This is a genomic window from Xanthomonas fragariae (assembly GCF_900183975.1).
In the GTDB taxonomy this organism is placed as follows: Bacteria; Pseudomonadota; Gammaproteobacteria; order Xanthomonadales; family Xanthomonadaceae; genus Xanthomonas; species Xanthomonas fragariae.
On the sequence record NZ_LT853882.1, the window covers coordinates 802143 to 826043 of the forward strand.

General features: G+C 62.6%; 21 protein-coding genes, 1 other RNA gene and 5 pseudogenes. 12 read left to right on the forward strand and 15 right to left on the reverse strand.

Annotated elements, in window-relative coordinates; translation table 11 throughout:
- Window positions 1-119: 119 nt before the first annotated feature.
- Window positions 120-542, forward strand: coding sequence for a F0F1 ATP synthase subunit epsilon (locus PD885_RS03665; protein ID WP_002814084.1), 423 nt, complete (start codon window positions 120-122; stop codon window positions 540-542).
- A 232-nt stretch (window positions 543-774) separates the two neighbouring features.
- A complete protein-coding gene (locus PD885_RS03670) occupies window positions 775-1344 on the forward strand; it encodes a chorismate mutase (protein WP_002814083.1) in 570 nt (189 codons plus the stop codon).
- A gap of 88 nt (window positions 1345-1432) precedes the next feature.
- Here the strand turns inward: PD885_RS03670 and PD885_RS03675 are convergent, their stop codons facing one another.
- Window positions 1433-1816 (reverse strand): GtrA family protein, encoded by a 384-nt coding sequence (locus PD885_RS03675; protein ID WP_002814082.1) that lies wholly within the window; start codon window positions 1814-1816, stop codon window positions 1433-1435.
- Window positions 1817-1960: 144 nt separating this feature from the next.
- Between PD885_RS03675 and glmU the strand changes: the two genes are divergently transcribed.
- Together glmU and PD885_RS03685 are read left to right on the forward strand one after the other, a co-directional pair.
- Entirely contained in the window at window positions 1961-3325 is a 1365-nt protein-coding gene (gene glmU, locus PD885_RS03680; RefSeq protein ID WP_002814081.1) for a bifunctional UDP-N-acetylglucosamine diphosphorylase/glucosamine-1-phosphate N-acetyltransferase GlmU, read from the forward strand.
- 93 nt (window positions 3326-3418) lie between these two features.
- On the forward strand, window positions 3419-4390 hold the full coding sequence (locus PD885_RS03685; RefSeq protein ID WP_040763016.1) for a right-handed parallel beta-helix repeat-containing protein: 972 nt from the start codon (window positions 3419-3421) through the stop codon (window positions 4388-4390).
- Between the two features lie 165 nt (window positions 4391-4555).
- Here PD885_RS03685 and PD885_RS22625 read toward each other — a convergent pair.
- A pseudogene (locus tag PD885_RS22625) lies at window positions 4556-4821 on the reverse strand (ATP-binding protein); the annotation flags it as partial.
- Between the two features lie 93 nt (window positions 4822-4914).
- A pseudogene (locus PD885_RS22630) lies at window positions 4915-5127 on the reverse strand (ATP-binding protein); the annotation flags it as partial.
- 163 nt (window positions 5128-5290) lie between these two features.
- Between PD885_RS22630 and PD885_RS03695 the strand changes: the two are divergent.
- From PD885_RS03695 to PD885_RS03705, 3 genes are all read left to right on the forward strand, one after another.
- Window positions 5291-5366, forward strand: a non-coding RNA gene (locus PD885_RS03695) — sX9 sRNA.
- Window positions 5367-5506: 140 nt separating this feature from the next.
- Window positions 5507-7336, forward strand: a complete 1830-nt coding sequence (glmS, locus tag PD885_RS03700) for a glutamine--fructose-6-phosphate transaminase (isomerizing) (protein WP_002814078.1) — start codon at window positions 5507-5509, stop codon at window positions 7334-7336.
- Between the two features lie 394 nt (window positions 7337-7730).
- Window positions 7731-8204 carry a hypothetical protein gene (locus PD885_RS03705; RefSeq protein WP_002814076.1) on the forward strand — a complete coding sequence of 158 codons (474 nt, stop codon included), beginning with the start codon at window positions 7731-7733 and terminating at the stop codon, window positions 8202-8204.
- Between the two features lie 211 nt (window positions 8205-8415).
- Here PD885_RS03705 and PD885_RS22635 read toward each other — a convergent pair.
- From PD885_RS22635 to PD885_RS03725, 6 genes and pseudogenes are all read right to left on the reverse strand, one after another.
- Window positions 8416-8668, reverse strand: a pseudogene (locus PD885_RS22635) (hypothetical protein); the annotation flags it as partial.
- Between the two features lie 8 nt (window positions 8669-8676).
- Window positions 8677-8929 (reverse strand): annotated as a pseudogene (locus PD885_RS22640) (hypothetical protein); the annotation flags it as partial.
- Between the two features lie 200 nt (window positions 8930-9129).
- Complete coding sequence (gloA, locus tag PD885_RS03710; protein ID WP_002814075.1) at window positions 9130-9654, reverse strand: lactoylglutathione lyase; 525 nt, start codon at window positions 9652-9654, stop codon at window positions 9130-9132.
- A 204-nt stretch (window positions 9655-9858) separates the two neighbouring features.
- The gene (locus PD885_RS03715; protein ID WP_002814074.1) at window positions 9859-10803 is read right to left on the reverse strand and encodes a copper resistance protein B; all 945 of its coding nucleotides are present in this window, start codon (window positions 10801-10803) and stop codon (window positions 9859-9861) included.
- Window positions 10800-12608, reverse strand: a complete 1809-nt coding sequence (locus PD885_RS03720) for a copper resistance system multicopper oxidase (protein WP_088056660.1) — start codon at window positions 12606-12608, stop codon at window positions 10800-10802. The genes PD885_RS03715 and PD885_RS03720 overlap by 4 nt, the downstream gene beginning before the upstream one ends.
- Before the next feature lie 104 nt (window positions 12609-12712).
- A complete protein-coding gene (locus PD885_RS03725; RefSeq protein ID WP_002814072.1) occupies window positions 12713-13114 on the reverse strand; it encodes a CopL family metal-binding regulatory protein in 402 nt (133 codons plus the stop codon).
- A gap of 132 nt (window positions 13115-13246) precedes the next feature.
- Between PD885_RS03725 and PD885_RS03730 the strand changes: the two genes are divergently transcribed.
- On the forward strand, window positions 13247-14350 hold the full coding sequence (locus tag PD885_RS03730) for a PLP-dependent cysteine synthase family protein (RefSeq protein WP_002814071.1): 1104 nt from the start codon (window positions 13247-13249) through the stop codon (window positions 14348-14350).
- Window positions 14351-14450: 100 nt separating this feature from the next.
- The gene (locus tag PD885_RS03735) at window positions 14451-16475 is read left to right on the forward strand and encodes a M3 family metallopeptidase (protein ID WP_088056661.1); all 2025 of its coding nucleotides are present in this window, start codon (window positions 14451-14453) and stop codon (window positions 16473-16475) included.
- A gap of 205 nt (window positions 16476-16680) precedes the next feature.
- On the opposite strand, the gene PD885_RS03740 is transcribed toward PD885_RS03735, so the two are convergent.
- The 4 genes from PD885_RS03740 to fabA all read right to left on the reverse strand — a co-directional run bounded on the left by PD885_RS03740 (window position 16681) and on the right by fabA (window position 19251).
- Window positions 16681-17136, reverse strand: a complete 456-nt coding sequence (locus PD885_RS03740) for a GIY-YIG nuclease family protein (protein ID WP_108772794.1) — start codon at window positions 17134-17136, stop codon at window positions 16681-16683.
- Window positions 17129-17251: a hypothetical protein gene (locus PD885_RS22385; protein ID WP_257784592.1), complete on the reverse strand. Its 123-nt coding sequence runs from the start codon at window positions 17249-17251 to the stop codon at window positions 17129-17131. The genes PD885_RS03740 and PD885_RS22385 overlap by 8 nt, the downstream gene beginning before the upstream one ends.
- Window positions 17252-17527: 276 nt before the next feature.
- Window positions 17528-18736 (reverse strand): beta-ketoacyl-ACP synthase I, encoded by a 1209-nt coding sequence (gene fabB, locus PD885_RS03745; protein WP_088056662.1) that lies wholly within the window; start codon window positions 18734-18736, stop codon window positions 17528-17530.
- Window positions 18736-19251, reverse strand: coding sequence for a 3-hydroxyacyl-[acyl-carrier-protein] dehydratase FabA (gene fabA / locus PD885_RS03750; protein WP_002814061.1), 516 nt, complete (start codon window positions 19249-19251; stop codon window positions 18736-18738). The genes fabB and fabA overlap by 1 nt, the downstream gene beginning before the upstream one ends.
- Before the next feature lie 345 nt (window positions 19252-19596).
- On the opposite strand from fabA, the gene dinB reads away from it, so the two are divergent.
- From dinB to PD885_RS03770, 3 genes and pseudogenes are all read left to right on the forward strand, one after another.
- Window positions 19597-20676 (forward strand): DNA polymerase IV, encoded by a 1080-nt coding sequence (gene dinB / locus PD885_RS03760; protein WP_002814058.1) that lies wholly within the window; start codon window positions 19597-19599, stop codon window positions 20674-20676.
- A gap of 133 nt (window positions 20677-20809) precedes the next feature.
- Window positions 20810-21460 carry a phosphoglycolate phosphatase gene (gph, locus tag PD885_RS03765; protein WP_002814056.1) on the forward strand — a complete coding sequence of 217 codons (651 nt, stop codon included), beginning with the start codon at window positions 20810-20812 and terminating at the stop codon, window positions 21458-21460.
- A gap of 54 nt (window positions 21461-21514) precedes the next feature.
- Window positions 21515-21643 (forward strand): annotated as a pseudogene (locus PD885_RS03770) (IS3 family transposase); the annotation flags it as partial.
- Window positions 21644-21771: 128 nt separating this feature from the next.
- On the opposite strand, the gene PD885_RS03775 reads toward PD885_RS03770, so the two are convergent.
- The gene (locus tag PD885_RS03775) at window positions 21772-22740 is read right to left on the reverse strand and encodes an IS5 family transposase (RefSeq protein ID WP_088056665.1); all 969 of its coding nucleotides are present in this window, start codon (window positions 22738-22740) and stop codon (window positions 21772-21774) included.
- Window positions 22741-22812: 72 nt separating this feature from the next.
- A complete protein-coding gene (locus PD885_RS03780; RefSeq protein ID WP_002802516.1) occupies window positions 22813-23619 on the reverse strand; it encodes an IS5 family transposase in 807 nt (268 codons plus the stop codon).
- Window positions 23620-23901: the final 282 nt, after the last annotated feature.

Here is a 23901-nt window from a genome sequence, read left to right on the forward strand (position 1 = left end):
AATTCGGTACGGCGGTGATCGGGAAATGTGGGCGAGGGGGGTGATGACGGCGAATGCCGCTGTTGCCGATCCCCGATCCCCGATCCCCAATCCCCGCCTCACAACGTGAGGCACCCACCATGAGCACTATCCGTTGCGACATCGTCAGCGCCGAGAAGGAAATCTTCCACGGTGAGGCGACCCTGGTCGTGGCCACCGGCGAGTTGGGCGAGCTGGGCATCGCGCCCAAGCACGCGCCGCTGATCACACGCTTGAAGCCGGGCAAGGTGGTGGTCACCACCGCCAGTGGCGAACAGTTGGACTTCGCCATCTCCGGCGGCATCCTGGAAGTTCAGCCGCAGGTAGTGACCGTGCTGGTCGACACCGCGGTGCGTGCGCAGGACATCGACGAGGCCGCCGTGCGCAAGGTCAAGGAAGAGGCCGAGCGTCTGCTGGCCAACCGTGGCGACACGGTGGACGTGGCCCAAGCGCAGCGCCAGCTGGCCGAGGCGACGGTGCAGTTGCAGGCGCTGGAACGTTTGCGTCGTACGCTGAAGCACTAAGTGCGATTGCGTGCGCCACTTTGGACGGCGCGCGCAAACGTGATAGCAGATGCACCGCCACACGCAGGTGTGGAGTGGAAACGCCGACCTCGTGTCGGCGTTTTCGTTTTTGGAGATGCACGTGCGTGGCGCGGCGCACGTACACTGTGGCAGTAGGCACACTGCCTGCCTTGCGCTGTGCCGACGTCTGAAGGCGGCTCAGCAGTCACTCATGCATGTTGAGGAATCCGCAATGACCCGCTTGATCGCTGGCATTCGCAGTTACGCGCTCACCGGCCTGCTCGCCGTCGCGCTGCTGGGTTGCGCGTTGCCTGCCCGCAGCCAGCCGCCGCTGGATCCGTTGCTGGATCGCATCGTGCAACGCAACGCGATCGGCGATGCAGTGGCGTTGAGCAAGTGGGACAGCGGCAAGCCGGTGCTGGACCAGACCCGCGAGGCGGCGGTGCTGCAGAGCGTGCGCGATCAGGCGCCTGCGCACGGGCTGGATGCCGACGATGCGGCGCGTTTCTTCGCTGCGCAGATCGAAGCAAACAAGTGGGTGCAGTACGCTTTGTTGAATCACTGGCGCGAACGCGGAAGCGCGCCGGACACCGCACGTCCGGATCTGGCCGCGCTGCGCGCACACCTGGATCAACTGCAGGGCGAATTGCTCGATGCATTGGCCGACGTTGCGACAGCACGCGCAGCGCCCGACTGTCCGACCAGCACCGCGCGTGTAGCAGCGCATTACGCCGCGCGATGGCAGTTGGACGCGCTGCATCGTGCTGCATTGGTACGCAGTCTTGGCGATTTCTGTCACTGAGTCGAGCGGGGCCCCATGACAGAAAACGATGGCAGCGACGCTGCTTCGGTTATTTGTCCGCGCGATGTGTTCGTTGCCGATTCTTCTATCAGCGATACACCACATGCCGGCCCAGAAAGAACGACACGATCGCCAGCCCGCCTTCGACCAGTGGCTTGGCCAGCCAGGCCTGACGCAGGCCGATTAGCTCGACCGTCATCGATAGCAGCCAGGTGCTGATCAACGTCAGCGCCAGCCACATCAGCGCGAAGCGTCGGAAGCGCTGCCATCCCAGACGCGCGCTGCCTTCCTGGGCAAAGGTGTAGCGGCCATTGAGCCAGAACCCGAGCATCGCGCCGCTGATGCGTCCTAGCAGATTGGCCGGCACTGCAGGCATGCCTGCAGCGGTGGCGGCGACGAAGATGCCACAGTCCACAGCCAACTGCAGGCCGCCAATCATCATGAACTGGCTGCCTTGGCGGAACAGACTCATGCGTGCCTGGTGATCGAGAGAGGGCGCTTATGCTAACGGCAGCAGCGCTTAAACGCGTCATCACCAAAAGACGGCCACGCGGTGACGACGCACCGCCGAGACAGCGACTAGAATTTGACCATCTATTCGCTTTGGAACGTTTCGATGACTTTGCCCCTGCATGTCGTGATCCTGGCCGCGGGCGAGGGCAAGCGCATGCGCTCGTCCCTGCCCAAGGTGCTGCAGCCGCTGGCCGGCCAGCCGATGCTGGCGCACGTGATTGCCACCGCGCGGCAACTGCAACCGGCCGCGATCCACGTGGTGTACGGACACGGCGGCGATCAGGTGCAGGCGGCGTTCGCAGCCCAGAGCGACCTGCACTGGGCTGGGCAACGCCAGCAACTGGGCACCGGGCATGCGGTGCAGCAGGCGATGCCTGCGATTCCGGATGCGGCGACGGTGCTGGTGTTGTACGGCGATGTGCCGCTGATCCAATCCGACGACTTGCTGCAACTGCTGCGCGCACCCGGACGTATGGCAGTGCTGGTGGCCGATGTGGCCAATCCCACCGGTTACGGGCGCATCTTGCGCGATGCGGAAGGCAAGGTTGCGGCGATCGTCGAGCAGAAGGATGCCAACGACGAGCAGCGCCGCATCCGCACCATCAATACCGGCATCCTAACCGCCGAATCCACCGCGCTGCGACGCTGGTTGGCGGGTTTGTCGAACCAAAATGCGCAGGGCGAGTTCTATCTTACCGACGTGTTTGCCAGCGCCGCCGCCGATTTCACCCCGGCCGACATGGTGCATGTGGCCGACCCGCAGGATGTGGAAGGCGCCAATGACACCTGGCAGCTCGCCCAGCTCGAACGTGCCTGGCAGGCGCGTGCGGCGCGTACGTTATGCCTGCAAGGCGTGCGCATGGCCGACCCGGCGCGCTTGGACCAGCGCGGCAGCGTGCAGGTGGGCCGCGATGTGCAGCTCGATATCGATGTGATTCTGGAAGGCGATGTGACGCTAGGCGATGGCGTGGTCATCGGCCCGTTCGTGCGGCTGCGCGACGTTACCCTGGGCGCCGGTACACAGGTGCGCGCGCATTGCGATCTGGAAGGCGTGGTGACCGAGGGCGCGGCAATGATCGGCCCGTTTGCGCGCTTGCGTTCCGGCACCGTGTTGGCCGATGGCGTGCATATCGGCAACTTCGTGGAGACCAAGAAACTCACCATGGGCGTGGGCAGCAAGGCCAACCATCTGACCTATCTGGGCGATGCGGTGATCGGCAGCAAGGTCAACATCGGCGCCGGCACCATCACCTGCAACTACGACGGCGTGAACAAGTCGCAGACCACTATCGGCGATGGCGCCTTTGTCGGCTCCAATAGCGCGCTGGTGGCACCGATCGAGATCGGCACCAATGCCACTATCGGTGCGGGGTCGGTGATCACCCGCGATGCACCGGCCGGCCAGCTCAGTGTGACGCGCCCGCGTCAGACCGTGATTGAAGGCTGGGAGCGACCTACCACGAAGTAACGCGGTTTGCCGCACTGTGCAGGACGTCGCAACGCGTGCTGCCCGGCCACGGCAAAATGAATGTTAGCGTCACGAGTGCTTAAGAGGTCCAGGATGAAAATGCGATGCTGCTCATTGCGGGCGACGCTGGTACTGACGTTGGCAGCGCTGCTGCCGGCTGCTGCATCTGCACAGACCTACCGGCTGTATCTGGCGCCCAATGGCAACGATGCTGCGGCAGGCACCAGCGCCTCGACAGCGCTGCGCAGTCTGGCTGCCGCGCAACAGCGCTTGTTCGAGCGGCAGCCTGCCGGCACGGTGGAAGTGGTGATCGCAGCAGGCACGTATCTCACGCAATCTGTGCAATGGACGTTCACCAACGGCGCGCCCATCCGCTTTAGCGCTGCCTCTGGTGTCGCCAGCCCACCGGTGTTCGATGGGCGCGGTGGCGCAACCTGGTTCACGCTGAAAGGCGGTCGGGATACCGCCACCCGCCTGACCTTCGAGGGCTTGAAGGTCAGCAATTACTGGATGGCGCTCGATCTGGGCAGCAGCAAGCGCAGCGACGACGGCAATAGCGGCAACGTCATCCGTGACATGACCTTCGAGCGCATCGGTGGCGTCTACGGCAGCAGCAGCGAGGCGGCCTATTCGTTTGCGGCGATCCGGCTGCAGAACTCGCGCGACAACCGCATCGAACACAACCGGTTCGTGTCGATAGAAAACGATACCAAGACATCTGGTTACATCCATGCGGTTTATCTGGCGCGTCACTCGTCCGGAAACCGGATCGAAGACAATACCTTCACCGACGTCAACGGCGATGTCGTGCGCACCCGCGATGCGTCGGACAACACCTACGTCGGCGACAACCGCTTCGTCAGGGCCGGCAAGTACGCGGCGTTTTCGGACTGGATAAAGCCCGAGGTCGAATGCCCTTCGCAGGGCGGGCAGTTTGTCGACAATACCGTGGGCAATGGCTATTACGGCACGATTGCCGCCACGCGCACCACCGGCGCAGACGATGCTTGCGGAGCCTTGAAAAAGCCGCGTATCCAGGAGCGCGGGACGTTTCGGCCCGAATAAAAGGACGGCCAAAACCGCTGTCGGTGATGCTGTATCAGCACTGCAAGGTGCTCGCCGCCGTAGCTTACGCACGCTCGGTCTGGGAGCGTGCCAAGTGAGTGTGTCAGCGATGCGCGTCGGCAAGTGCTGCGTTGCAGCAGACCCACCAGAGGTCATCGCGATGAACTAGGCCACCATTGCCGATGGCAGCGACAAGGTCATGCACAATCCGCCATGTTCGCGGTTGTGCAGCGAGATGCGTCCGCGATGGGGTTCGGCGACTTCGCGGGTCAGAGCAAGGCCCAGGTCGGTGCCACTGCGTTTGGTCGAGTAGAGCGGCATCAGTGCGTTGTGCAGCACCGCTTCGATCATGCCGTTGCCGCGATCGAGCACTTCGATGCGTAGCCACTGCGCCACACGCGTCACGGGCAGTGGACATCACTGTCGGTCGGGTGGCTGCGCTTCGCTGCGGGCTTCCTAGGCATTCTTGAGCAGATTGAGCAGATTGAGCAGAGCCTGTTAGAGCTGCGCGGCGTCGATCCGGGCACGTCGTCGCGATGCTGGCCTTCGAGCTTGCGGCCGTCGTGCAACAGTTTGCGTGCGAGGTTATTGGAAAAGCCGATGCGGCGGACGTCATCGCTAACGGCCACCATCAGCAGCATCGCCACCGGCGTGTTCTGCAACATGGTGTCGAGCATTAATTCGCGCCGCACCAGTTGCGCCAGTTCGTCGCTGCCGCGCCAGTACACACCGAAGATGGAACGGAGAACCTGGTCCTGGGCAGAGGTATCGCGCATCATGGCCGGCTGGCTCGGTGGCGTTACTGCAATCGAGCAGGACGCGTGCCAATCGCCAATTAGAGCGGCTAACAAAACGACTGCGCTCACCGCCAGGCGGGCGCGGCCGGTGCGCGGAATCGGCATGCACTACTCGTACACTGCGGTTCCTCCGCGCCGTCCGCACCCACCTGGCGATTGCTCGCTACGTCTTGTTAGCCACTCTTAGTTGAAATCGATGAGCTTTGTGCTCGTCAACGACTGTCCGCAGTGTCCGCCGACACGCTGTCCTGACACGGTCATGCGGCGGACAAGAGCGGACACGCTAAAATGACCTGCTTAATTCCTCAAGGGATGTTCTATGTGCGGCATTGTCGGAGCGATCGCCGGGCGCGACGTGGTCCCGGTCCTGATCGAAGGACTCAAGCGCCTGGAATACCGCGGCTACGATTCCTCCGGCATTGCGGTGCTCGATGGCGCGCAAGTGCGCCGTGTACGTCGTACCGGACGCGTGGTGGAGATGGCGCAGGCGGCGCAGGCGGCGCAGTTCGGCGCGACGCTGGGCATTGGCCACACCCGCTGGGCCACCCACGGGGGCGTCACCGAAGCCAACGCGCATCCGCACATCAGCGAAGGCGTGGCGCTGGTGCACAACGGCATCATCGAGAACCACGAACAGCAGCGCAAGAAACTGCGTGCGCTCGGCTACACCTTCGAGTCGCAGACCGATACCGAAGTCATCGCGCATTTGATCGATCACCATCTTGGCAGCGCAGGCGACCTGCTGATCGCACTGCAGCGCACCGTCAAGGAGCTCACCGGTGCCTACGCATTGGCGGTGATGAGCCAGGCCGAGCCGGAACGTTTTGTCTGTGCGCGCATGGGTTGCCCGTTGCTGATCGGTGTAGGCGAAGGCGAGAACTTCGTCGCCTCCGATGTCTCGGCGATCATTCAGGCCACCCGCCAGGTGATCTTCCTCGAAGAGGGCGACACGGCCGAACTGCGTCGCGATGGCATGCGCATCTTCGATACCAACGATGCGCCGGTCGAGCGTCCGCTGCATCTGTCGGATGTGTCGCTGGCATCGCTGGAACTGGGTCCGTTTCGCCACTTCATGCAGAAGGAAATCTACGAGCAGCCGCGCGCGCTTGCCGATACCATCGAAGCGGCGATCGATGCGAAGGGCTTCCCCGCGTCGTTGTTCGGGGCGAACGCCGAAGCGGTGTTGCGCGACATCGAAGGCGTGCAGATCCTGGCATGCGGTACCAGTTATTACGCCGGCATGACCGCACGTTACTGGATCGAAGCCATTGCCGGGCTGCCGTGCAGCGTGGAGATCGCCAGCGAATACCGCTACCGCGCCGCATACGCCAACCCCAAGCATCTGATCGTCACCATCTCCCAATCGGGCGAAACGCTGGACACGATGGAGGCGCTGAAATACGCCAAATCGCTGGGACATCTGCACACGCTGTCGATCTGCAACGTGCCGGAGAGCGCGATCCCGCGCGCCAGCGAACTGGTCTGCTACACGCGTGCCGGCGCCGAGATCGGTGTGGCCTCGACCAAGGCATTCACCACCCAGTTGGCGGTGTTGTTCCAGCTCACCATAGTGCTGGGCAAGTTGCAGGGTCGCATCAGCGAGACCGAAGAAGCGGACTATCTAGAGCAACTGCGCTTTCTACCTGGCAGTGTGCAGCACGCTTTGAATCTGGAGCCGCAGATCATGGCCTGGGCCGAGCGGTTTTCGGCCAAGGAGAACGCCCTGTTTCTCGGTCGCGGCCTGCATTATCCGATCGCGCTGGAAGGTGCGCTCAAGCTTAAGGAAATCTCTTATATCCACGCCGAAGCGTATCCGGCCGGCGAGTTGAAGCATGGCCCGCTAGCGCTGGTGGATTTAGCGATGCCGGTGGTGGTGATTGCGCCGAACGACCGGCTGCTGGAGAAGGTCAAATCCAATATGCAGGAAGTACGCGCACGTGGCGGCGAGTTGTTCGTGTTCGCCGATCAGGACAGCCACTTCAGCCAATCCGAAGGCGTGCACGTGATCCGCACCCCGCGCCACGCCGGCGTGCTGTCGCCGGTGATCCACACCATCCCTGTGCAGTTATTGGCGTATCACGCTGCATTGGCGCGCGGCACCGATGTGGACAAGCCGCGGAATCTTGCCAAATCGGTGACGGTGGAGTAGCCCTTGCATTATCCGGCGCTGATGACCGGCCTGTGCCTGTGTTTTTCTATGCGCTGATCGGCAAGCAACTCAAGGCAAAGCGACGTTTCCAGAAGCAATTGCTCGAACACGCATGTTCGCGAGTGGTGCCGCCTCCCGCTGCCGGCGAGGAGACTGACGTGGCAGCGTTACTGAGGTCGCTTCGGCGCTTTCGTGGAGTCGCCCAACAACCCGGTATTAGGGCTTTCGGCCACGAATGCGACGTGCAAGATGCCCTGCATGCGCTGTTGAATAGGCATTGCGCACGTGCTGCGGCCATGCAAGGGTGGCGATGCTGTCCCCTTGTCAAACGCTTGTCCGTTGGCCCGATTTATGCATGCGCTGTAGGCGAGGATTACACAACGCAGGAGGACGTATGCACGAGTCTTTCAAGCAAGGCGCGCCGGCCGAGGTGTGGCAGGCGCTGGTACGTGAGGCGGGGCAGCGGATTGCGCGGCCGCTGGACGAATCGCGCGAGCACTATCTGGTGTTTGTGTTGCTGCGTTTCCAGCGCGATGCGCATCTGCTCTCGCGCACGCAAGCGCTTGCGTGGCTGCATGCGCAGGAGCAGAGCGGCAGCGTGCGGGCCGATCTGCTGCGCGATGTCGGCGACGGCTGTCTGTTGATCGCGGGATTGTTCCCCGGCGTAGCGCAGCGCCGCAGGCTCAGCGTGGATTACTTCATCGACCTGGGACGTGGTGCGTATTCCGACGTGGCCGACAGCCGCTGCAGCGATGCCGGCCTGTTCGTACAATTGGCCGAAAGCTACCGCGACCTGGTGCGCACACTTGCCGCACTGCGCACGCCACGCGATTGGCGGCCGGGTGCGGGCGGGATCTTGCGTGCCTGACTGGTGCGTGCCGGGGCGGCCCCGACCCACGCGTCGGGGCCGCCCCGGCTGTCATGACCGCGTTGCGCACGCACACTATCCAGGCAAGTCGACCCTGGCAAGTCTGGACCGCAGCTGGCGTCGTTTTTGTAAGCGTCGCCAGGTGGCGCCAAGGGTTGTCGTCGGCCTTCGTGGGTTCGTGCAGATTGATATGGAGGGATCTCAATCATCCGCATCCTGACTCCCCAGCCCAGATGCCACGTGGGTAACGCCAGTTGTGTTGCCCGAGGCGTGTTCCAGGTCTGGGGCTTACGCTCGGTATCGACCTCGTCGCCTTTCTCGCTACCGCCAAACTCGCCAATGTTGGGTTCTATGCCTTGCAGCTTCCATGGCGTCCTGCTGCCAGGTTCGCTGGTCATAAAGGTGGCGTGCGCCGGGGTTGCCTTGGTATCCGGCGCGGGAAAGTGATTCTCGCGCTCGGCACCATTCATTGATTGGCAAATTCATAAGACAGAGCGCCATCAGCGTCCACATTGCTGATGAAGTACAACAGCACGCTGTGGGGGGCGGAATGGCTGCAATTGTTGGGTCGCATCCTGCATGCGAGAAGCGCCATTTTCTGAAGGTTTATCGGTAGCGGCTGTGGCCGTAGTCGGTGTTGCCAGCTTGGCAGCGGTATCCGGAGTGGCCGGCTTGCATGCGGCAATCGTTGCTGACGCAAGGAATGGACCAGTGAAATGTTCCATACAAGCATCGGATCGCATCCATCGCAAAGGTTAACGAAGAGTCTGTTTCAGCTCGATCGTGTTTCCGGTACTCGCGTAGTTACCTCGTCAGCTCCCTGGTGGAGGCCCGGTGCCGGGGGACAGTGCTCGCCATGTCCTTCGCCCGCATCTTTGACAGCGCTGCCTGCAAGAGCGCCAACAGGCAGCTTGGCCTCGCGTCGTTACGCCAGCGGTGTATTGGAAATGATCTCCACCCAATAGCCGTCCGGGTCCTTGATGAAGGCTAGGTGCTTCATGCGACCGTCTTCCAGGCGCTTCTGGTAGGGCACGTTAAGGGTGTCCCAGCGTGCGCAGGCGGCGTGGATGTCTGGGACCGAAATGCAGATGTGTCCGAAGCCGCGTGGCTCGCTGTTGCCGTCGTGGTAGGCCCGGCCGTCCTGGATTTCGGTGCCATGGTTGTGCGTGAGTTCCAGCACGCCCGGGATGCCGGCCATCCACAGGCGACGCTCGGCATCGTCATCGGGGATCGTGGTGTCTTCCGGCAGCAAGGCGAGAAAGTACAGGCTGAACTTCGCATCGACAAAGTCGCGTGCATCGAGCAGGCGGAAGCCGAGTATGCGCGTATAGAAATCCAGTGACTGTTTGGGGTCCTTGACGCGCAACATGGTGTGGTTGAATACGAAGCCGAGGGTCTCGGCCGGCGCGGCGGTGGCGCCGGGCACGTGTTGCAGATCGGTCAAAGGCATGATGGCTCCTTGATGGAATTGGGGCGCAGCTCTGGCTGCGTTGGGCGCTGATTTTAGCCAGGCAAGGGTGGTCGGTATGTCTGCACGACAAGAATCAGTAATCTTGCCGCTGTGTTTTGTCGTCGATCGCAAGAGGCAGAATGCCCGAGGTCAAGGTCGTGGCATGGGCCGAACGATCGGGCCATCGCGCACGCTGTTGTTGCCTCAGAACCATATACGCAGGCCAGTAACGAACCGGCTATCGCGCGGCGGCTCGTCGTCCATTAGGGCCCGTTGGGCGGTATCGCCGAACCTGCGGCTGTGCACCCAGCCGAGGTAAGGTGCGAAGCGGCGGGTGACTTCATAGCGTAGACGAATGCCGGCCTCGACCTGTTGCAATCCGCTTCCAACGCCACGCCGGTCGTCATCGGTCAGTGCAATGTTGGCTTCCACATGTGGTTGCAGGATCAGTCGGTTGGTGAACAGTACCTCATATTCGCCTTCCAGCCGCACTGCTGCGCGGCGACCGCTGCCGATGTAGAGCGTAGCTTCGGTCTCGACCTTGTACGGAGTCAGTCCTTGCAGGCCGAGGGCGGCCCAGCTGCGATGCTTCCCTGCGCCGATCTCCTGGCGTGCGCCCATCAGTAGATCCCACCATGGCGAGATGGCATGGCCGTAGAAGGCTTCTACTGCGGCGGGCTGAGCGCGTCCAGCCTGCCGCTCGCCTTCGCTGCGCAACCAGAGCCGGTCGATGTCGCCACCGATCCATGCACGTGCCTCCCACTCTTGACCACTGCCGCGATCAGTGCCGAAAGCTTCCAGGCGATCGAGCAGCACATAGTGGTTGATGCTCGTCGAATGCATCGCATGGTGCTGCAACGGCGCAAACGCGGCTGCAATGTCTTCGGCGGTGGGCGTGGGGAGCGGTTCGCGTGGCAGTGAAGTATTGGTCGGCGATGCAGGTGGTTGTATTTGTGCTTTAGCGGGCAGTGCGCGATCCATCTTCATGTGCTCCATCGGTGCGCGGTCCATTGCCCCGTGGTCCATGGCATGCCCGTGATCGTCATGCGCGGATGCATCCATCGCCTCATGCACATGCTCCTGCGCTCCGCTCGATGCGCTGACAAGCAGTGCGACCAGCAACACGTGTTGAGTGCGAAGTGCGCTCATACCTCCACCCGCACTTCGCGCATCATGCCCGCTTCCATGTGGTACAGCAGATGGCAGTGATAAGCCCAGCGGCCGAGTGCGTCGGCACGCACGCGATAGCTGCGGCGTGTGCCGGGCGGCATGTCGATGGTGTGCTTGCGCATCTGGAAATTACCGTCGGCGTCTTCCAGATCGCTCCACATACCGTGCAAGTGGATGGGGTGCTGCATCATGGTGTCGTTGACCAGCACGATGCGCAGCCGCTCGCCGTACCGCAGACGTATGGGTTCTGCCGAGGCGAAGGCGATACCGTCGAAGGACCAGGCAAACTTTTCCATATGCCCGGTCAAGTGCAGCTCGATCTCGCGCCCGGGCTCGCGCCCGTCCGGGTCGTCGAACACGCTGTGCAAATCGGCGTAGCAAAGCACGCGGCGGCCGTTGGCGCGTAGCCCGATACCGGGATCGTCCAGTCGCGGTGCAGCGGCATTGCTACGCATGTCGATCAAGGGATGGCCGTCTTCGCTTTCCGGATGGCGGGGTGTTTTGGTCTGCGGCGGTTCGCTTGCATGCCCGTGCATGTGCATTGCCGGTATCGGCATCGCGTGCGCTGCATGCGGATCGCTCTGCTCCCCATCATCCCCATGCATGGCGTGGCCCCCATGTGCCATGCCATCGCCATGTCCCATATCGCGCATGGTCAAGATCGCGCGTGGGTCCAATGCAGGAATCGGCGCCTGCAACCCATGTCGCACCGCCAGCGTGCCGCAGGCGAAACCAGTTCGTCCCATGTCCTGCGCAAACAACGTAAATGCATCCTGGCCGAGCGGTTCGACAATCACATCGAAGGTTTCGGCTGCAGCGATACGCAACTCGTCCACGCTGACCGGATGCACGTATTGGCCGTCGGCTGCCACCACGGTCATGCGCAGACCGGGAATGCGAATGTCGAAATACGTCATCGACGAACCGTTGATGAAACGCAGCAACACCTTCTCGCCGGGCTTGAACACCCCGGTCCAGTTGCCGGCCGGGGCAACGCCGTTGAGCAGGTAGGTGTAGGTATTGGCGTTGACGTCGGACAGGTCGGTCGGGGTCATGCGCATGCGCCCCCACATGCCGCGATCGGCCAGCGTGGCGCGCAAGCCGGCTTGGTGTGCATCGTGCAGGAAATCGCCCACCGTGCGTTGCGCGTCGTTGTCGTGGCTGGGCATCTGTTTGAGCCGGCGGAACAGCGTGGCCGGGTCCAGGTCGGTCCAGTCCGACAGCAGCACCACGTGCTCGCGATCGTGCCGATACGGCGGTGGTGTCAGCGGGTCGATGACGATCGCGCCGTATAGCCCGGCCTGCTCCTGAAACATCGAATGGCTGTGGTACCAGTACGTGCCGGATTGACGCAGCGCGAAGCGGTAGTGATATTCCTGGCCCGGCGAGATGCCGTCGAAGCTTATGCCCGGTACGCCATCCATGGTGGCCGGCAGCAGCAGGCCGTGCCAATGCACGGAGGTAGCTTGGTCGGTCAGCGCGTTGCATACGCGCACGCTCACCGTGTCGCCCTCGCGCCAACGCAGCGTGGGGGCGGGCAGGCTCTGGTTGACGGTGATGGCCGGACGCGTGCGCCCGGTGAAGTTGACCGGCATGCGGCCGATCTGCAGGGTCTGACCACTGCCGCGCAAGACCGGCGTGCTCACCGGATTGGACGCGCGCGCATCGCTGCGCCACAGGCCGGTGGTCGCGGCAACGCCGCCCAGGGCCAGGCCCTGCACAAAGCGGCGCCGGCTCAGGCCGCCGCTGGATGATGCATCGAAAAAGTGGGGATCGAAAGACATGACATCTCCGGCGCGCTCCGTTAACAGAGCGGGCGCAACGCACGACTAAAAGAACCCTCGCAATACGCACGCGGGGCCGCCGATGACGGCAAGGCCGTCAGCGCTCAGGCAATGGGAGGTCGAACCGGTTGTTCCGGCACCGGGCTGCTGCGCCCTTCGGCCCGGGTGGCGGGCAACGCCGCGTGACCGAGCAGGCCCGCGGGCACCGCAGGCAAGGTCGGCAAGGCGGGACTGCAGTGCTGTAGGCAGTCGCAGCTACCCAGTTTGCGGCAATCGGCCGCATGCGTGCGCCTGGTCTTGTCGGATAGCTGCATTGCCGCGTGCGGTAGCATGCCGTCATGGCACGGCAGCGCGGCCGGTATGGTCGCGTGCGCTGTTGACGCAGCCTGCGCCATCGCAGCCGATGCCACCTGTGGCATCGCCATGGCCACCGACGCCCACGCACCGATGGCCGTATTGGCGACTAGGCACAGGCACAGCAGCAGTCGGAGCAGGCAACGCAGCACAGGCGGTCGGGGTAGATGACAGGTGCGGCGAGCATATCATCGGCCTCCAGTTGTCCGCCCGATGACCTGGCCGCCGTGGGCGCGGGCCCGGCAGCGGTAGAATTGACGCTTCTTTCATAGCCCAGTCCTGCCATGTCGCAGCGCCAGTGGGTGGCCGCCGCCATCCAGAAGATCGAAGCCGATTTCAACCGCTCGGCCGACACCCATCTGATTCCGATGGACCTGCCGGGCTATCCGGGCATCGAACTGTACTTCAAGGACGAATCCAGCCACCCGACCGGCAGCCTCAAGCATCGGCTGGCGCGCTCGCTGTTTCTCTACGCACTCACCAATGGCTGGCTGCGCGCCGGGCGTCCGGTGATCGAAGCGTCCAGTGGCTCGACCGCGATTTCCGAAGCGTATTTCGCGCGTCTGCTGGGTGTGCCCTTCATTGCCGTGATGCCGGCGTCGACCTCACCGGAAAAGATCGCCGCGATCGAATTCCAGGGCGGCCGCTGCCACCTGGTCGAGCGCGCCTGCGACCTGGACAGCGCCTCGCACCAGCTCGCACGCGAGACCGGTGGGCACTTCATGGACCAGTTCACATACGCCGAGCGCGCCACCGACTGGCGCGCCAACAACAACATCGCCGAATCGATCTTCAAACAGTTGGCCGAGGAGCCGCATCCGATTCCCGATTGGATCGTGTGCAGCCCCGGCACCGGCGGCACCAGCGCCACGCTTGGCCGGTATGTGCGCTATCGGCGCCACGCCACCCGCATCCTGTGCGTGGACCCGGAAGTATCGGTGTTCTTCGACGGCTATTGCCGCGCGGTGGACGGGCAATGCCCCAGGGAGCTGGCCATCACCGGAGGCTCGCGCATCGAAGGCATCGGCCGCCCGCGGGTGGAGTCGAGCTTCATCGCCAGCTGCGTGGACGTGATGATCAAGGTGCCCGATGCCTTGAGTCTGGCGGCGATGCGCCATGTCAGCGCCACGCTTGGTCGCCGCGTCGGTGGCTCCACCGGCAGCAACTTCGTCGGTGTGCTGCAGGCCGCGCAGCGCATGCGCGACGCGGGCCGCCGAGGCTCCATCGTTACCATCCTGTGCGATGCCGGCGCACGTTACGCGCACAGCTATTACAACCCGGCCTGGTATGTGGAACGCCAGATCGATGTCACCGCCAGCGATGCTGCCATCGCCATTGCAGTGAATGGCGGCGACTTGCCGCAGCTGCCTTGTGCTGGGCTGGAATGACCGCCATCCCCTCGTAGGTGCCATCCAAACTGTTGCGCATCGCGACGTTTTGCCAGCCACTTTTTTGACTTCTTGATCCAGTCCACCGCCGGAACGTTCCATGACCAACCCGCTGCTCGACCTGTCCGGACTGCCGTCCTTCGATGCGATTCGCCCCGAGCACGTGGGCCCTGCGATCGATCAACTGCTCGCTGACGCCGAGGCGGCAGTGAAGGCGGCCGAACGGGTCAGCCCGGTGCGTTGGGACAGTTTTGTTGTGCCGCTGGACGATGCCACTGAGCGGCTGTGGCGCGCCTGGGGGCAGGTCGGGCATCTGCAGGCGGTGGTCAACACCCCCGAGCTGCGCGAGGCCTACAACAGCAACTTGCCCAAGGTGAGCCGCTTCGGCAGCGCGCTGGCGCAGAACCTGGCGCTGTATGCGCAATACAAGGCTTTGTCGGCATCGCCCGAAGCCGCGCACTACGACGACGCACGTCGCAAGGTGCTGGAAAACGCGCTGCGCGATTTCCGCCTCGGCGGTGCCGAGCTGGATGACACTTCAAAGGCGCGTTTTGCGCAGATCCAGGAAGAGTTGTCCGCGCTGGCAGCCAAGTTTTCGCAGAACGTACTCGACGCCACCGATGCGTGGTCGTATCTCACCGAAGACGAAACGCAATTGTCCGGTTTGCCGGCCGAAGTGGTCGCTGCCGCCCGCGCTGCTGCAGAAAAAGACGGCGTGGCAGGCTGGAAACTTACCTTGCAGATGCCGTGTTATCTGCCGGTGCAAAGCGATGCCGATAGCCGTGAGTTGCGCGCGCTGCTGTATCGCGCCAATGCCGAGCGTGCGTCCGAATTCGGCGACCCGGCCTTGGATAATAGCCCCAATATCGATCGCATTCTTGCCTTGCGCGCCGAGCTGGCGCAGCTGCTCGGGTTTGCCAATTACGCGGACTATTCGGTCGCCACCAAGATGGCGCAGAGCCCGGATGAAGTGATGGGCTTTCTGCGTGACCTGGCCGTGCGCGCAAAACCTCATGCGCAGCGCGATCGCGCAGAACTCGACGCCTTCGCACGCGACGAACTCGGCCTGGACGCACTCCAGGCCTGGGATCTGGCGTACGTCAGCGAAAAACTCAAGCAGGCGCGCTACAGCTTCTCCGAGCAGGAAGTGAAACAGTACTTCACCGAGCCCAAAGTGCTGGCCGGCCTGTTCGATGTGATCCACAGCCTCTACGGGCTCACCGTCAAACCCGACAGCGCGCCGGTCTGGCACCCGGATGTGCGGTTTTATCGCCTGGAAGATGCGCAAGGTGGGTTGGTCGGCCAGTTCTATCTGGACCTGTATGCGCGCGAAGGTAAGCGCGGTGGAGCGTGGATGGACGATTGCCGCAATCGCCGCGCCACTGCCAATGGCGTGCAGACCCCGCTGGTGTATCTGGTGTGCAATTTCGGCCGCGGCAGCGGCGATGCACCTGCCACGTTCCGGCATGGCGAAGTCACCACGCTGTTTCATGAAATGGGCCACGGCCTGCATCAGTTGCTGACGCGCATCGGCGAGCTCGGCGTAGCCGGCATCAATGGCGTGGAATGGGACGCGGTGGAGCTGCCGAGCCAGTTCATGGAGAACTTCTGCTGGGAATGGAAGCGCGTGCAGGCGATGACCGCGCACCTACAGACCGGCGAACCGCTGCCGCGCAACCTGTTCGATCGCCTGTTGGCCGCGCGCAATTTTCAGAGCGGCATGTTCACCGTGCGCCAGCTGGAATTTGCGCTGTTCGACATGCAACTGCACAGCAGCTTCGACCCGGCCCAGGACAGCGTGCTGCAGTTGATCGAACGTGTGCGCGACGAAGTGGCGGTCAATCGCCCGCCGGCATGGAATCGCTTCCCGCATCAGTTCAGCCATATCTTCGCCGGTGGTTACGCCGCTGGTTACTACAGCTACAAATGGGCCGAGGTGCTCAGCGCCGATGCGTATGCCGCCTTCGAAGAAGCGCCCGAGCAGGTGGCCGACATCGGCGCACGTTTCCGCCATGAAGTACTGGCGCGCGGCGGCAGCCGCAGCGCGGCAGAAAACTTCCGCGCTTTCCGTGGGCGGGCGCCGAAGATCGATGCATTGTTGCGCCATAACGGCATGGCGGGCTGAGCGTAAGGTCTGCTGTTTTCCTGTCGAGTCGACCGCCGTCGTGCGCGGCGGCGCTGACATGCAAGACTTCTTGCAGCCCGCTCAGATAATGGTCCAGGCGTGAGCACTGCAGCGTTGCACCGTCAAGTGCGCGGCGCAATATCAAGTTCGAACACGTAATGCACACGGGTCGATTCGCCGCTGCAGCAGCGAACGGTTGTCTGGCTCAGGTGCCCTGCTCATCCTCTGAAATCCGCAAGTCGCCGCACACTGCGTGGCGTTCGCCCACCTGTGGCAGTACGCCCGGAAATCCCAAGGCATAGGCGTTCAGGTCGACCCATGCCGGGTTCAGTGTCGCCACCAATCGCCGCTGCCAGGCGTGCGGCCAGCGACGCAGCTGTTTGGCGCGGGCGCTGGCAAACGCCGGATCGCTGCAAGGTTCGAACCACACCAACAGCAGCGGTACCATGCGTTTCTCGGGCAAGGTCGCCTGCTGCTGCAAAATGATGCGCCGGCGCGTTTTCTCGATGTCGCTCAGCCCAGTTGCCGTGTCGATGTAGAACGCCTCGCGCTGCGCATGTGCCAGCAGGTAAACCACGCACGGGCCATGTTGCAGGCCGTGCCAGTCGGCGTGTTCGAATGCTGCAAATTCCGCTCTGACCGGGGGGCGCGTATCAGCCATCTCCAGCACATCCCTCTCCAACAAAGCGGGTGTGCGCAGCCAGCGTCATCGCCGGTTCGGCCAGGTTCTGGTCGTTTTCTTCCTGCCGCGCCGTTGACGTCGGGCGGGTGTTCATCGCTTGCAGCGGTTCATTGGCGTCATCATGACTGGATTATCCCAGAACCGGTCCAGGCGCGGTCGGCCCATTCTGCCTTGCCTGCGCCATCGCTTCCTGTTGGTGACCACCACGGGGCAGGGCGGCAGCCTATAAGCGGCGAGCCGATGGTCGCCGTCAGCTGCCGTTATCCAACAGCTTGCGATGTAACACCCAATGCGCACCGCGCAGGTGCCGCACAGCTCACCCTAAAACAGCTCACCCTAAATCTGTGCGGCATCTGCAACGCGTCAGCCATCACACCCGGCCGAACACCAGTGCCGCGTTGGTGCCGCCGAAGCCGAAGCTGTTGGACATCACCGTGTTCAACGAGGCCTGATGCGTTTGGCGCAGGATCGGGAAGCCTTCCGCGCGCGGGTCGAGCCCATCGATATGCGCCGAGGCGGCCATAAAACCGTCGCGCAGCATCAGCAGGCTGTAGATCGCCTCGTGCACGCTGGCTGCGCCCAGCGAATGGCCGGACAGCGCCTTGGTCGAGGACAGCGGCGGTACGTTGTCGCCGAATACCTCGCGCACGGCACCCAGCTCGGTGACATCGCCCAACGGTGTGGAGGTGCCGTGGGTGTTGAGGTAGTCGATCGGCTGCGTAAGTCCTTGCATCGCCATGTGCATGCAGCGCACCGCGCCTTCGCCGCTGGGGGCGACCATGTCGGCGCCATCGGAGGTTACGCCATAGCCGAGCAGTTCGGCATGGATGCGCGCGCCGCGTGCGATGGCGTGGTCGTAATCTTCCAGTACCAACATGCCGCCGCCGCTGCCGATGACAAAGCCGTCGCGCTGCGCGTCGTATGGGCGAGATGCCACTGCGGGGCGATCGTTGAAGCTGGTGGACAGCGCGCCCATCGCATCGAACATCACGCTCATGGTCCAGTGCAAGTCTTCACCGCCGCCGGCGAACATCACGTCCTGCGCGCCATGCCGGATCAGATCGGCGGCCGCGCCGATGCAATGCGCCGAGGTCGCACACGCGGCCGACAACGAATAGCTCACGCCGCGAATCTTGAAGGCGGTCGCCAACGACGCAGACACTCCTGAACACATTGTGCGCGGCACCATGTACGGGCCGACCTTGCGCACGCCGCGGCCGCGTAGCAGATCGGCGGTTTCCACCTGCCATTGACTGGAGCCGCCACCCGAGCCGGCAATCACGCCGGTACGCAGGCTGCTGACCTGCTCGGCATCCAGCCCGGCATCGGCGATCGCATCGCGCATCGCCAGATACGCGTACGCCGAGGCATCGCCCATGAAGCGCTTGAGCTTGCGGTCGATCAGGCTGTCCAGATCCAATGCCACCGCCCCGCCCACCTGACTGCGCAGGCCGGCCTCGGCGTGATCGGGCAACGCGGTGATGCCGGAGCGGCTCTCTCGCAGCGCGCTGGAAACGGTGTCCAGGTCATTGCCTAGACACGAAGTGATGCCCATTCCAGTGACGACGACGCGGCGCATCAGAAGTTCTCCGTTGAAGTGAACATGCCCACGCGCAGATCCTTGGCGGTGTATATCTCGCGCCCGTCCACCCGCATGCGTGCGTCGGTCTGCGCCATCACCAGCTTGCGGTTGATCACGCGGCTGACGTCGATTTCGTAACTCACTAAAGCGGCGCTAGGCAGCACCTGGCCGGTGAACTTGACCTCGCCGCAGCCCAGCGCGCGGCCGCTGCCTGGCGCGCCGATCCAGGTCAGGAAGAAGCCGGTCAGCTGCCACATCGCATCCAGGCCAAGGCAGCCGGGCATCACCGGGTCGCCGATGAAGTGGCAGCCGAAGAACCACAGGTCCGGACGGATCTCCAGTTCGGCGCGAATCACGCCCTTGCCGTGTGCGCCGCCGGTGTCGCTGATCTCGGTGATGCGGTCGAACATCAGCATCGGATCGTTGGGCAGACGGCCGCTGTCGGGTCCAAACAATTCTCCACGCGCGCTGGCCAGCAATTGATCGCGCGAGTACGTATTTTGACGGGTCATGACAAACGTTTCCTGCACGGAGCGAAAGACGAGGCCGTGAAGGGTGCATGAGGTGGCGCGGTTCAATCAAACGTTTTATCCGTACGCATGCGTGCTGTTTTTAGCCGATTGCGCACTGCGGCAAGTGATCGGTGATGGCCAGATCAGGGGCGTTCACGCACCCGAAGCGCGTGGCCATTGCGTACGTGTGGCCGGAGCGCAGGAACTGTTATGCACACATGATCCGTGCCGATTGAGCGCCGGTTGCGCCCGTTTGCCGGCAGCGCCGTCATGTCGATTGCCGCGCAAGCTGTAAGACGCAGCTGACTTATCATGTGCGCACGCCTGTGGAGAGAAACCAGCTCGATGCGCAAGATCTTGCACGTGGACATGGATGCGTTCTACGCGTCCGTGGAGCAACGTGACGATCCGTCGTTGCGCGGCAAGCCGGTGGTGGTGGCCTGGCGAGGCGCACGCTCGGTGGTATGCGCAGCTTCGTACGAAGCGCGTACCTTCGGCATTCGTTCGGCGATGCCGGCCATGCGTGCCGAGCGCCTGTGTCCGGATGCGGTGTTCGTGCCGCCGGATTTTGCACGCTACAAGGCGGTGTCGCGGCAGGTGCGCGAGATTTTTCATCGTCACACCGATCTTGTCGAGCCGTTGTCGCTGGACGAGGCGTATCTGGATGTGACCGAAGCCAAGACCGGCATGCAGCTGGCCACCGAGATCGCGCAGCTGATCCGCACGCAGATCAGCGAAGAAACCCAACTCACCGCTTCGGCCGGCATCGCACCGAACAAATTCCTCGCCAAGATCGCCTCGGACTGGCGCAAGCCCGATGGCCAGTTTGTTATCGCACCGAGTCGTATCGATGCCTTTCTGTTGCCGCTTCCGGTCAATCGTATCCCCGGCGTCGGCAAGGTGATGGGCGGCAAGTTGGCCGCGTTGGGCATTGTCACCGTCAGCGATCTGCGGCTGCGTCCATTGGAAGAATTGCAGGCGCATTTCGGCACCTTCGGGCAGAGCCTGTATCGTCGCGCGCGCGGCATCGACGAGCGTCCGGTCGAACCGGATCAAGAGGCGCAATCGATCTCTTCGGAAGATACCTTCAGCGAAGACCTGGCCCTGGATGCGCTGGATCCGCATATTCTGCGTCTGGCCGAAAAAACCTGGCTCGCCACGCGCCGCACCGAGCGCATCGGGCGCACGGTGGTATTGAAGTTGAAGATGTCGAATTTTCGTATTTTGACGCGCTCCTACACACCCGATCCGCCGCCTGCGTCCTTGGAGGCGCTGGCAGAGATCGCATTGGCACTGACCCGGCGCGTGGAATTGCCCGCGCAGACGCGTTACCGCCTAGTCGGTGTCGGCCTGAGCGGTTTCAGCGATGTGGAGGAGGGCGCGGTGCAAGGGCAATTGTTCGGTGACGTGCCGCAGGCGGAGTGAGTGCGTAGTGCGTGCGTTGCTGCAGCACTACGCACGTGCCATGTCGAACGGCCTCTGTTCGGCGATGACGGTGACATGCCCCGAATCCTGCACTCCGTACACTGCGGCTTTCCCCCCGCATGAGGTCGTCCGAATGTTTCCGTATCCACTGGTAATTTTTGACCTGGACGGCACGCTGGTGGACAGCGCACCCAATATCGCCGAAGCACTCAACGGTACATTGCAGGAACTGGGGTTGCAGCAGTTCAGCCAATCCACGATACGCACCTGGATCGGCGAAGGCGTGCATGTGCTGCTTACCACCGCGCTACGCGAAGCCGGCAGCAACCGCGATGCCGTTGCGGAAATGCCGGTGATGATGCGTCATTATGAAATGAGCCTGCTGCACGACCCACAGCTGTATCCGGGTGTTGCCGAAGCGCTGGCAGGTTTGTGCGACGCAGGCGCCACGCTGGCGTTATGCACCAATAAACCGTCGCGTTTTATCGCACCACTGCTGGAGCATCTGGGCATCGCCGCGCATTTCAGCAGTGTGCTCGGTGGTGATTCGCTGCCGCAGCGCAAACCCGATCCAGCACCGTTGTTGCAGCTGGCCAAGCAGTTCCAGCACACACCGCAGCAGTGCTTGATGGTCGGCGATTCGGCCACCGATGCCGCGGCCGCACACGCCGCCGGCATGCCCTTGGCGATGGTGCGCGGCGGCTATCTGCGTGGTTTCGATGTGCAGAGCTCCGGTGCGGTGGCGATCATTGATGACATGCGGGAATTGCTTGCGTTGAAGTGAATCGCCCCGGCTTTCCTAGAGACCTTGCGGCCATAATTCACAGCAGCAATAGGGGTGTTTACGAGCAGCAAGCGATACACGCAAGAGTTCAAGGTCGAGGCGGTCAGGCAGGTCACTGAGCGTGGGCACTCGATAGCCGATGTGGCAAGTCGGCTCGGCATATCGATCCACAGTCTCTATGCCTAGGGAAGGTCTGAACGACGCACCAGACCTCTAAAATTCGAGCCTGCTGCGTGCCAATAGCGCACAGAGTTGATGCGTACGATACGATTTCTACGGTTTCTTGCGGCGTTGGCTGGCGCCAGACAGCATTATCCCCTGGCCGGCAGCAACTGCCGGCGCACCATCCACAGATTGGATAGTGCGAACAGGGTCAGCACATGCGCGGTGTTCTTGGCCAAGCCGCGATAGCGGACCTTGGTGTAGCCAAACTGGCGTTTGATCACGCGGAATGGATGCTCCACCTTCGCACGCACACTTGCTTTGAAGTATTCCCAACATTCTTCCTGACGGCGCTCGCGTTTGTTGCCAATGGCTTGAATCGTCGAACGCTTGGCGGCAATGAAAAAACCAGCCTTGCAGGTCTGCAGTTCTTCGCGTTTGTCCGCACCGGTGTAGCCGCTGTCGCCGAACACACTGTCTTCTTTGCCGTGCAGCAATGCGTGGGTCACCGTGACATCGGCCACATTGGCAGCCGTACAACGGACGTGGTGCACCAGCCCGGAAAACTCATCCACGCCGATGGGTGCCTTCATCCCGAAATACCACTGATTGCCTTTCTTGGTCTGATGCATTTCAGGGTCGCGCGCGCGGTCGGTGTTCTTGGTCGAACTGGGCGCAGCGATCAGGGTTGCATCGACGATCGTGCCGGACCGCAGGCTCTGACCCTTGCGCACCAGATCCGCGTTGACGGCCTCCAGCATCCGCGCTGCAAGGCCATGGGTTTCCAGCAAGCGGCGAAAGTTGAGAATCGTGGTCTCGTCGGGAACATTGTCCAAACCGCCGAGCCGGGCAAAACGGCGCAAGGTCGGGATCTGGTACAACGCTTCTTCCATCGCCGGATCGCTCAACGCATACCACTGCTGCAGCAAATGAATCCGCAACATCGTCGCCAGTGCGTACGGCTGTCGACCAGGCCGCCCCGACACCGGATAGTGCGGCGCGATCAGTCCGAGCAAATGCCTCCACGGAACCACCTGCTCCATCTCGGCCAGGAAGATCTCGCAGCGAGTCTGCTTGCGCTTGCCCAAACCTTCAGCGTCACCGAACGTCAGTTGCATGGATGACTCCTCAACGTAGGTGTGTAGTGTCGCGCATTTGAAGTGCGTTGTTCAGAGGTTCCCTAGAGCGTGTTATGAACTTTGAAAGAGGGTGGCTGCATTTCCAAGCATCAGGATCGTGAAGACGACGAAGTGCAAACCGGCCAAGGTTTCCGGCAATCGCTCGTAGTCGCGTGCCAGCCGTCTGAAACGATTGGCCCATCCGAAGCTGCGCTCGACAACCCAACGGCGCGGCAGCAAGACAAAGCCTTTTTTCGCTTCTTGCAGCTTGATCACTTGCAACTCAATGCCTTCTTCCGTGGCCGCCTGCGCCGGTTCTTGACCGGTGTAGCCCTGATCAACAAAGGCGATCTTGACCGTTTCACCGGTCACGTGTTGTACCTCTTGTGCCAACGATCGGACTTGCGCGCGCTCCTGCTCATTAGCCGGCGTCACCTGGACAGCGAGCAGATGTCCAAGCGTATCGACGGCCATGTGTACCTTGCTGCCTTTCTTGCGTTTATAGCCATCGTATCCAGCACGCGGCCCGCTTTCGCAGGTGGACTGCAGCGTGCGAGCATCGAAAATGACCGCGCTCGGCTGGCCTTTTTTCCCTTGCGCCACACGCAAGAGTGAGCGCAGATCACTGACCATGGCCTCAAAGCAGCCCGCTTGCAGCCAGCGCTGTGTTTGCTGATACACCGCTTCCCAGGGCGGAAAATCGTTGGGAAGCAATCGCCATGGTGCGCCGGCGCGCGCGATCCACCGCAGTGCGTTGAACATCGCGCGTAGCTCATACTTGCGCTGCGGTGCCTGCACGTCCATCAGCGTCAAATAGGGAGCCGCAAAGGCCCATTCTTCGTCGGAAATATCGGTGGAATAAGGCTTACGAGGCTTCATCCGTATACGTTAGCGTGACAAGGGCAAAGTTCATAACACGCTCTAGTGGAAGCTATGCTTGGCGGAAGCATGACACGACTCCATCACCCACGCATCCGGCGGCAATCGATCAGGCGTCCGAACTGCGACGGGTCAAGTCGGAGTTGCGGCGGGTCACCGAAGAGCGAGACATCCTGAAAAAGGCCGCAGCGTACTTTGCCAAGCTGTCCGGGTGAGGTACGCGTTTATGCTCGACCATGAGCGGGAATTCGGCCTTCGAAGCATGTGTAAGGTGTTTGGCCT

Bases quoted from the DNA above. Each gene is read 5' to 3' on its own strand.
- PD885_RS03665 (WP_002814084.1), top strand. From the start codon at position 120: ATGAGCACTATCCGTTGCGACATCGTCAGCGCCGAGAAGGAAATCTTC.
- PD885_RS03670 (WP_002814083.1), top strand. From the start codon at position 775: ATGACCCGCTTGATCGCTGGCATTCGCAGTTACGCGCTCACCGGCCTG.
- PD885_RS03675 (WP_002814082.1), bottom strand. From the start codon at position 1,816: ATGAGTCTGTTCCGCCAAGGCAGCCAGTTCATGATGATTGGCGGCCTG.
- glmU (WP_002814081.1), top strand. From the start codon at position 1,961: ATGACTTTGCCCCTGCATGTCGTGATCCTGGCCGCGGGCGAGGGCAAG.
- PD885_RS03685 (WP_040763016.1), top strand. From the start codon at position 3,419: ATGAAAATGCGATGCTGCTCATTGCGGGCGACGCTGGTACTGACGTTG.
- glmS (WP_002814078.1), top strand. From the start codon at position 5,507: ATGTGCGGCATTGTCGGAGCGATCGCCGGGCGCGACGTGGTCCCGGTC.
- PD885_RS03705 (WP_002814076.1), top strand. From the start codon at position 7,731: ATGCACGAGTCTTTCAAGCAAGGCGCGCCGGCCGAGGTGTGGCAGGCG.
- gloA (WP_002814075.1), bottom strand. From the start codon at position 9,654: ATGCCTTTGACCGATCTGCAACACGTGCCCGGCGCCACCGCCGCGCCG.
- PD885_RS03715 (WP_002814074.1), bottom strand. From the start codon at position 10,803: ATGAGCGCACTTCGCACTCAACACGTGTTGCTGGTCGCACTGCTTGTC.
- PD885_RS03720 (WP_088056660.1), bottom strand. From the start codon at position 12,608: ATGTCTTTCGATCCCCACTTTTTCGATGCATCATCCAGCGGCGGCCTG.
- PD885_RS03730 (WP_002814071.1), top strand. From the start codon at position 13,247: ATGTCGCAGCGCCAGTGGGTGGCCGCCGCCATCCAGAAGATCGAAGCC.
- PD885_RS03735 (WP_088056661.1), top strand. From the start codon at position 14,451: ATGACCAACCCGCTGCTCGACCTGTCCGGACTGCCGTCCTTCGATGCG.
- PD885_RS03740 (WP_108772794.1), bottom strand. From the start codon at position 17,136: ATGGCTGATACGCGCCCCCCGGTCAGAGCGGAATTTGCAGCATTCGAA.
- PD885_RS22385 (WP_257784592.1), bottom strand. From the start codon at position 17,251: ATGAACACCCGCCCGACGTCAACGGCGCGGCAGGAAGAAAACGACCAG.
- fabB (WP_088056662.1), bottom strand. From the start codon at position 18,736: ATGCGCCGCGTCGTCGTCACTGGAATGGGCATCACTTCGTGTCTAGGC.
- fabA (WP_002814061.1), bottom strand. From the start codon at position 19,251: ATGACCCGTCAAAATACGTACTCGCGCGATCAATTGCTGGCCAGCGCG.
- dinB (WP_002814058.1), top strand. From the start codon at position 19,597: ATGCGCAAGATCTTGCACGTGGACATGGATGCGTTCTACGCGTCCGTG.
- gph (WP_002814056.1), top strand. From the start codon at position 20,810: ATGTTTCCGTATCCACTGGTAATTTTTGACCTGGACGGCACGCTGGTG.
- PD885_RS03775 (WP_088056665.1), bottom strand. From the start codon at position 22,740: ATGCAACTGACGTTCGGTGACGCTGAAGGTTTGGGCAAGCGCAAGCAG.
- PD885_RS03780 (WP_002802516.1), bottom strand. From the start codon at position 23,619: ATGAAGCCTCGTAAGCCTTATTCCACCGATATTTCCGACGAAGAATGG.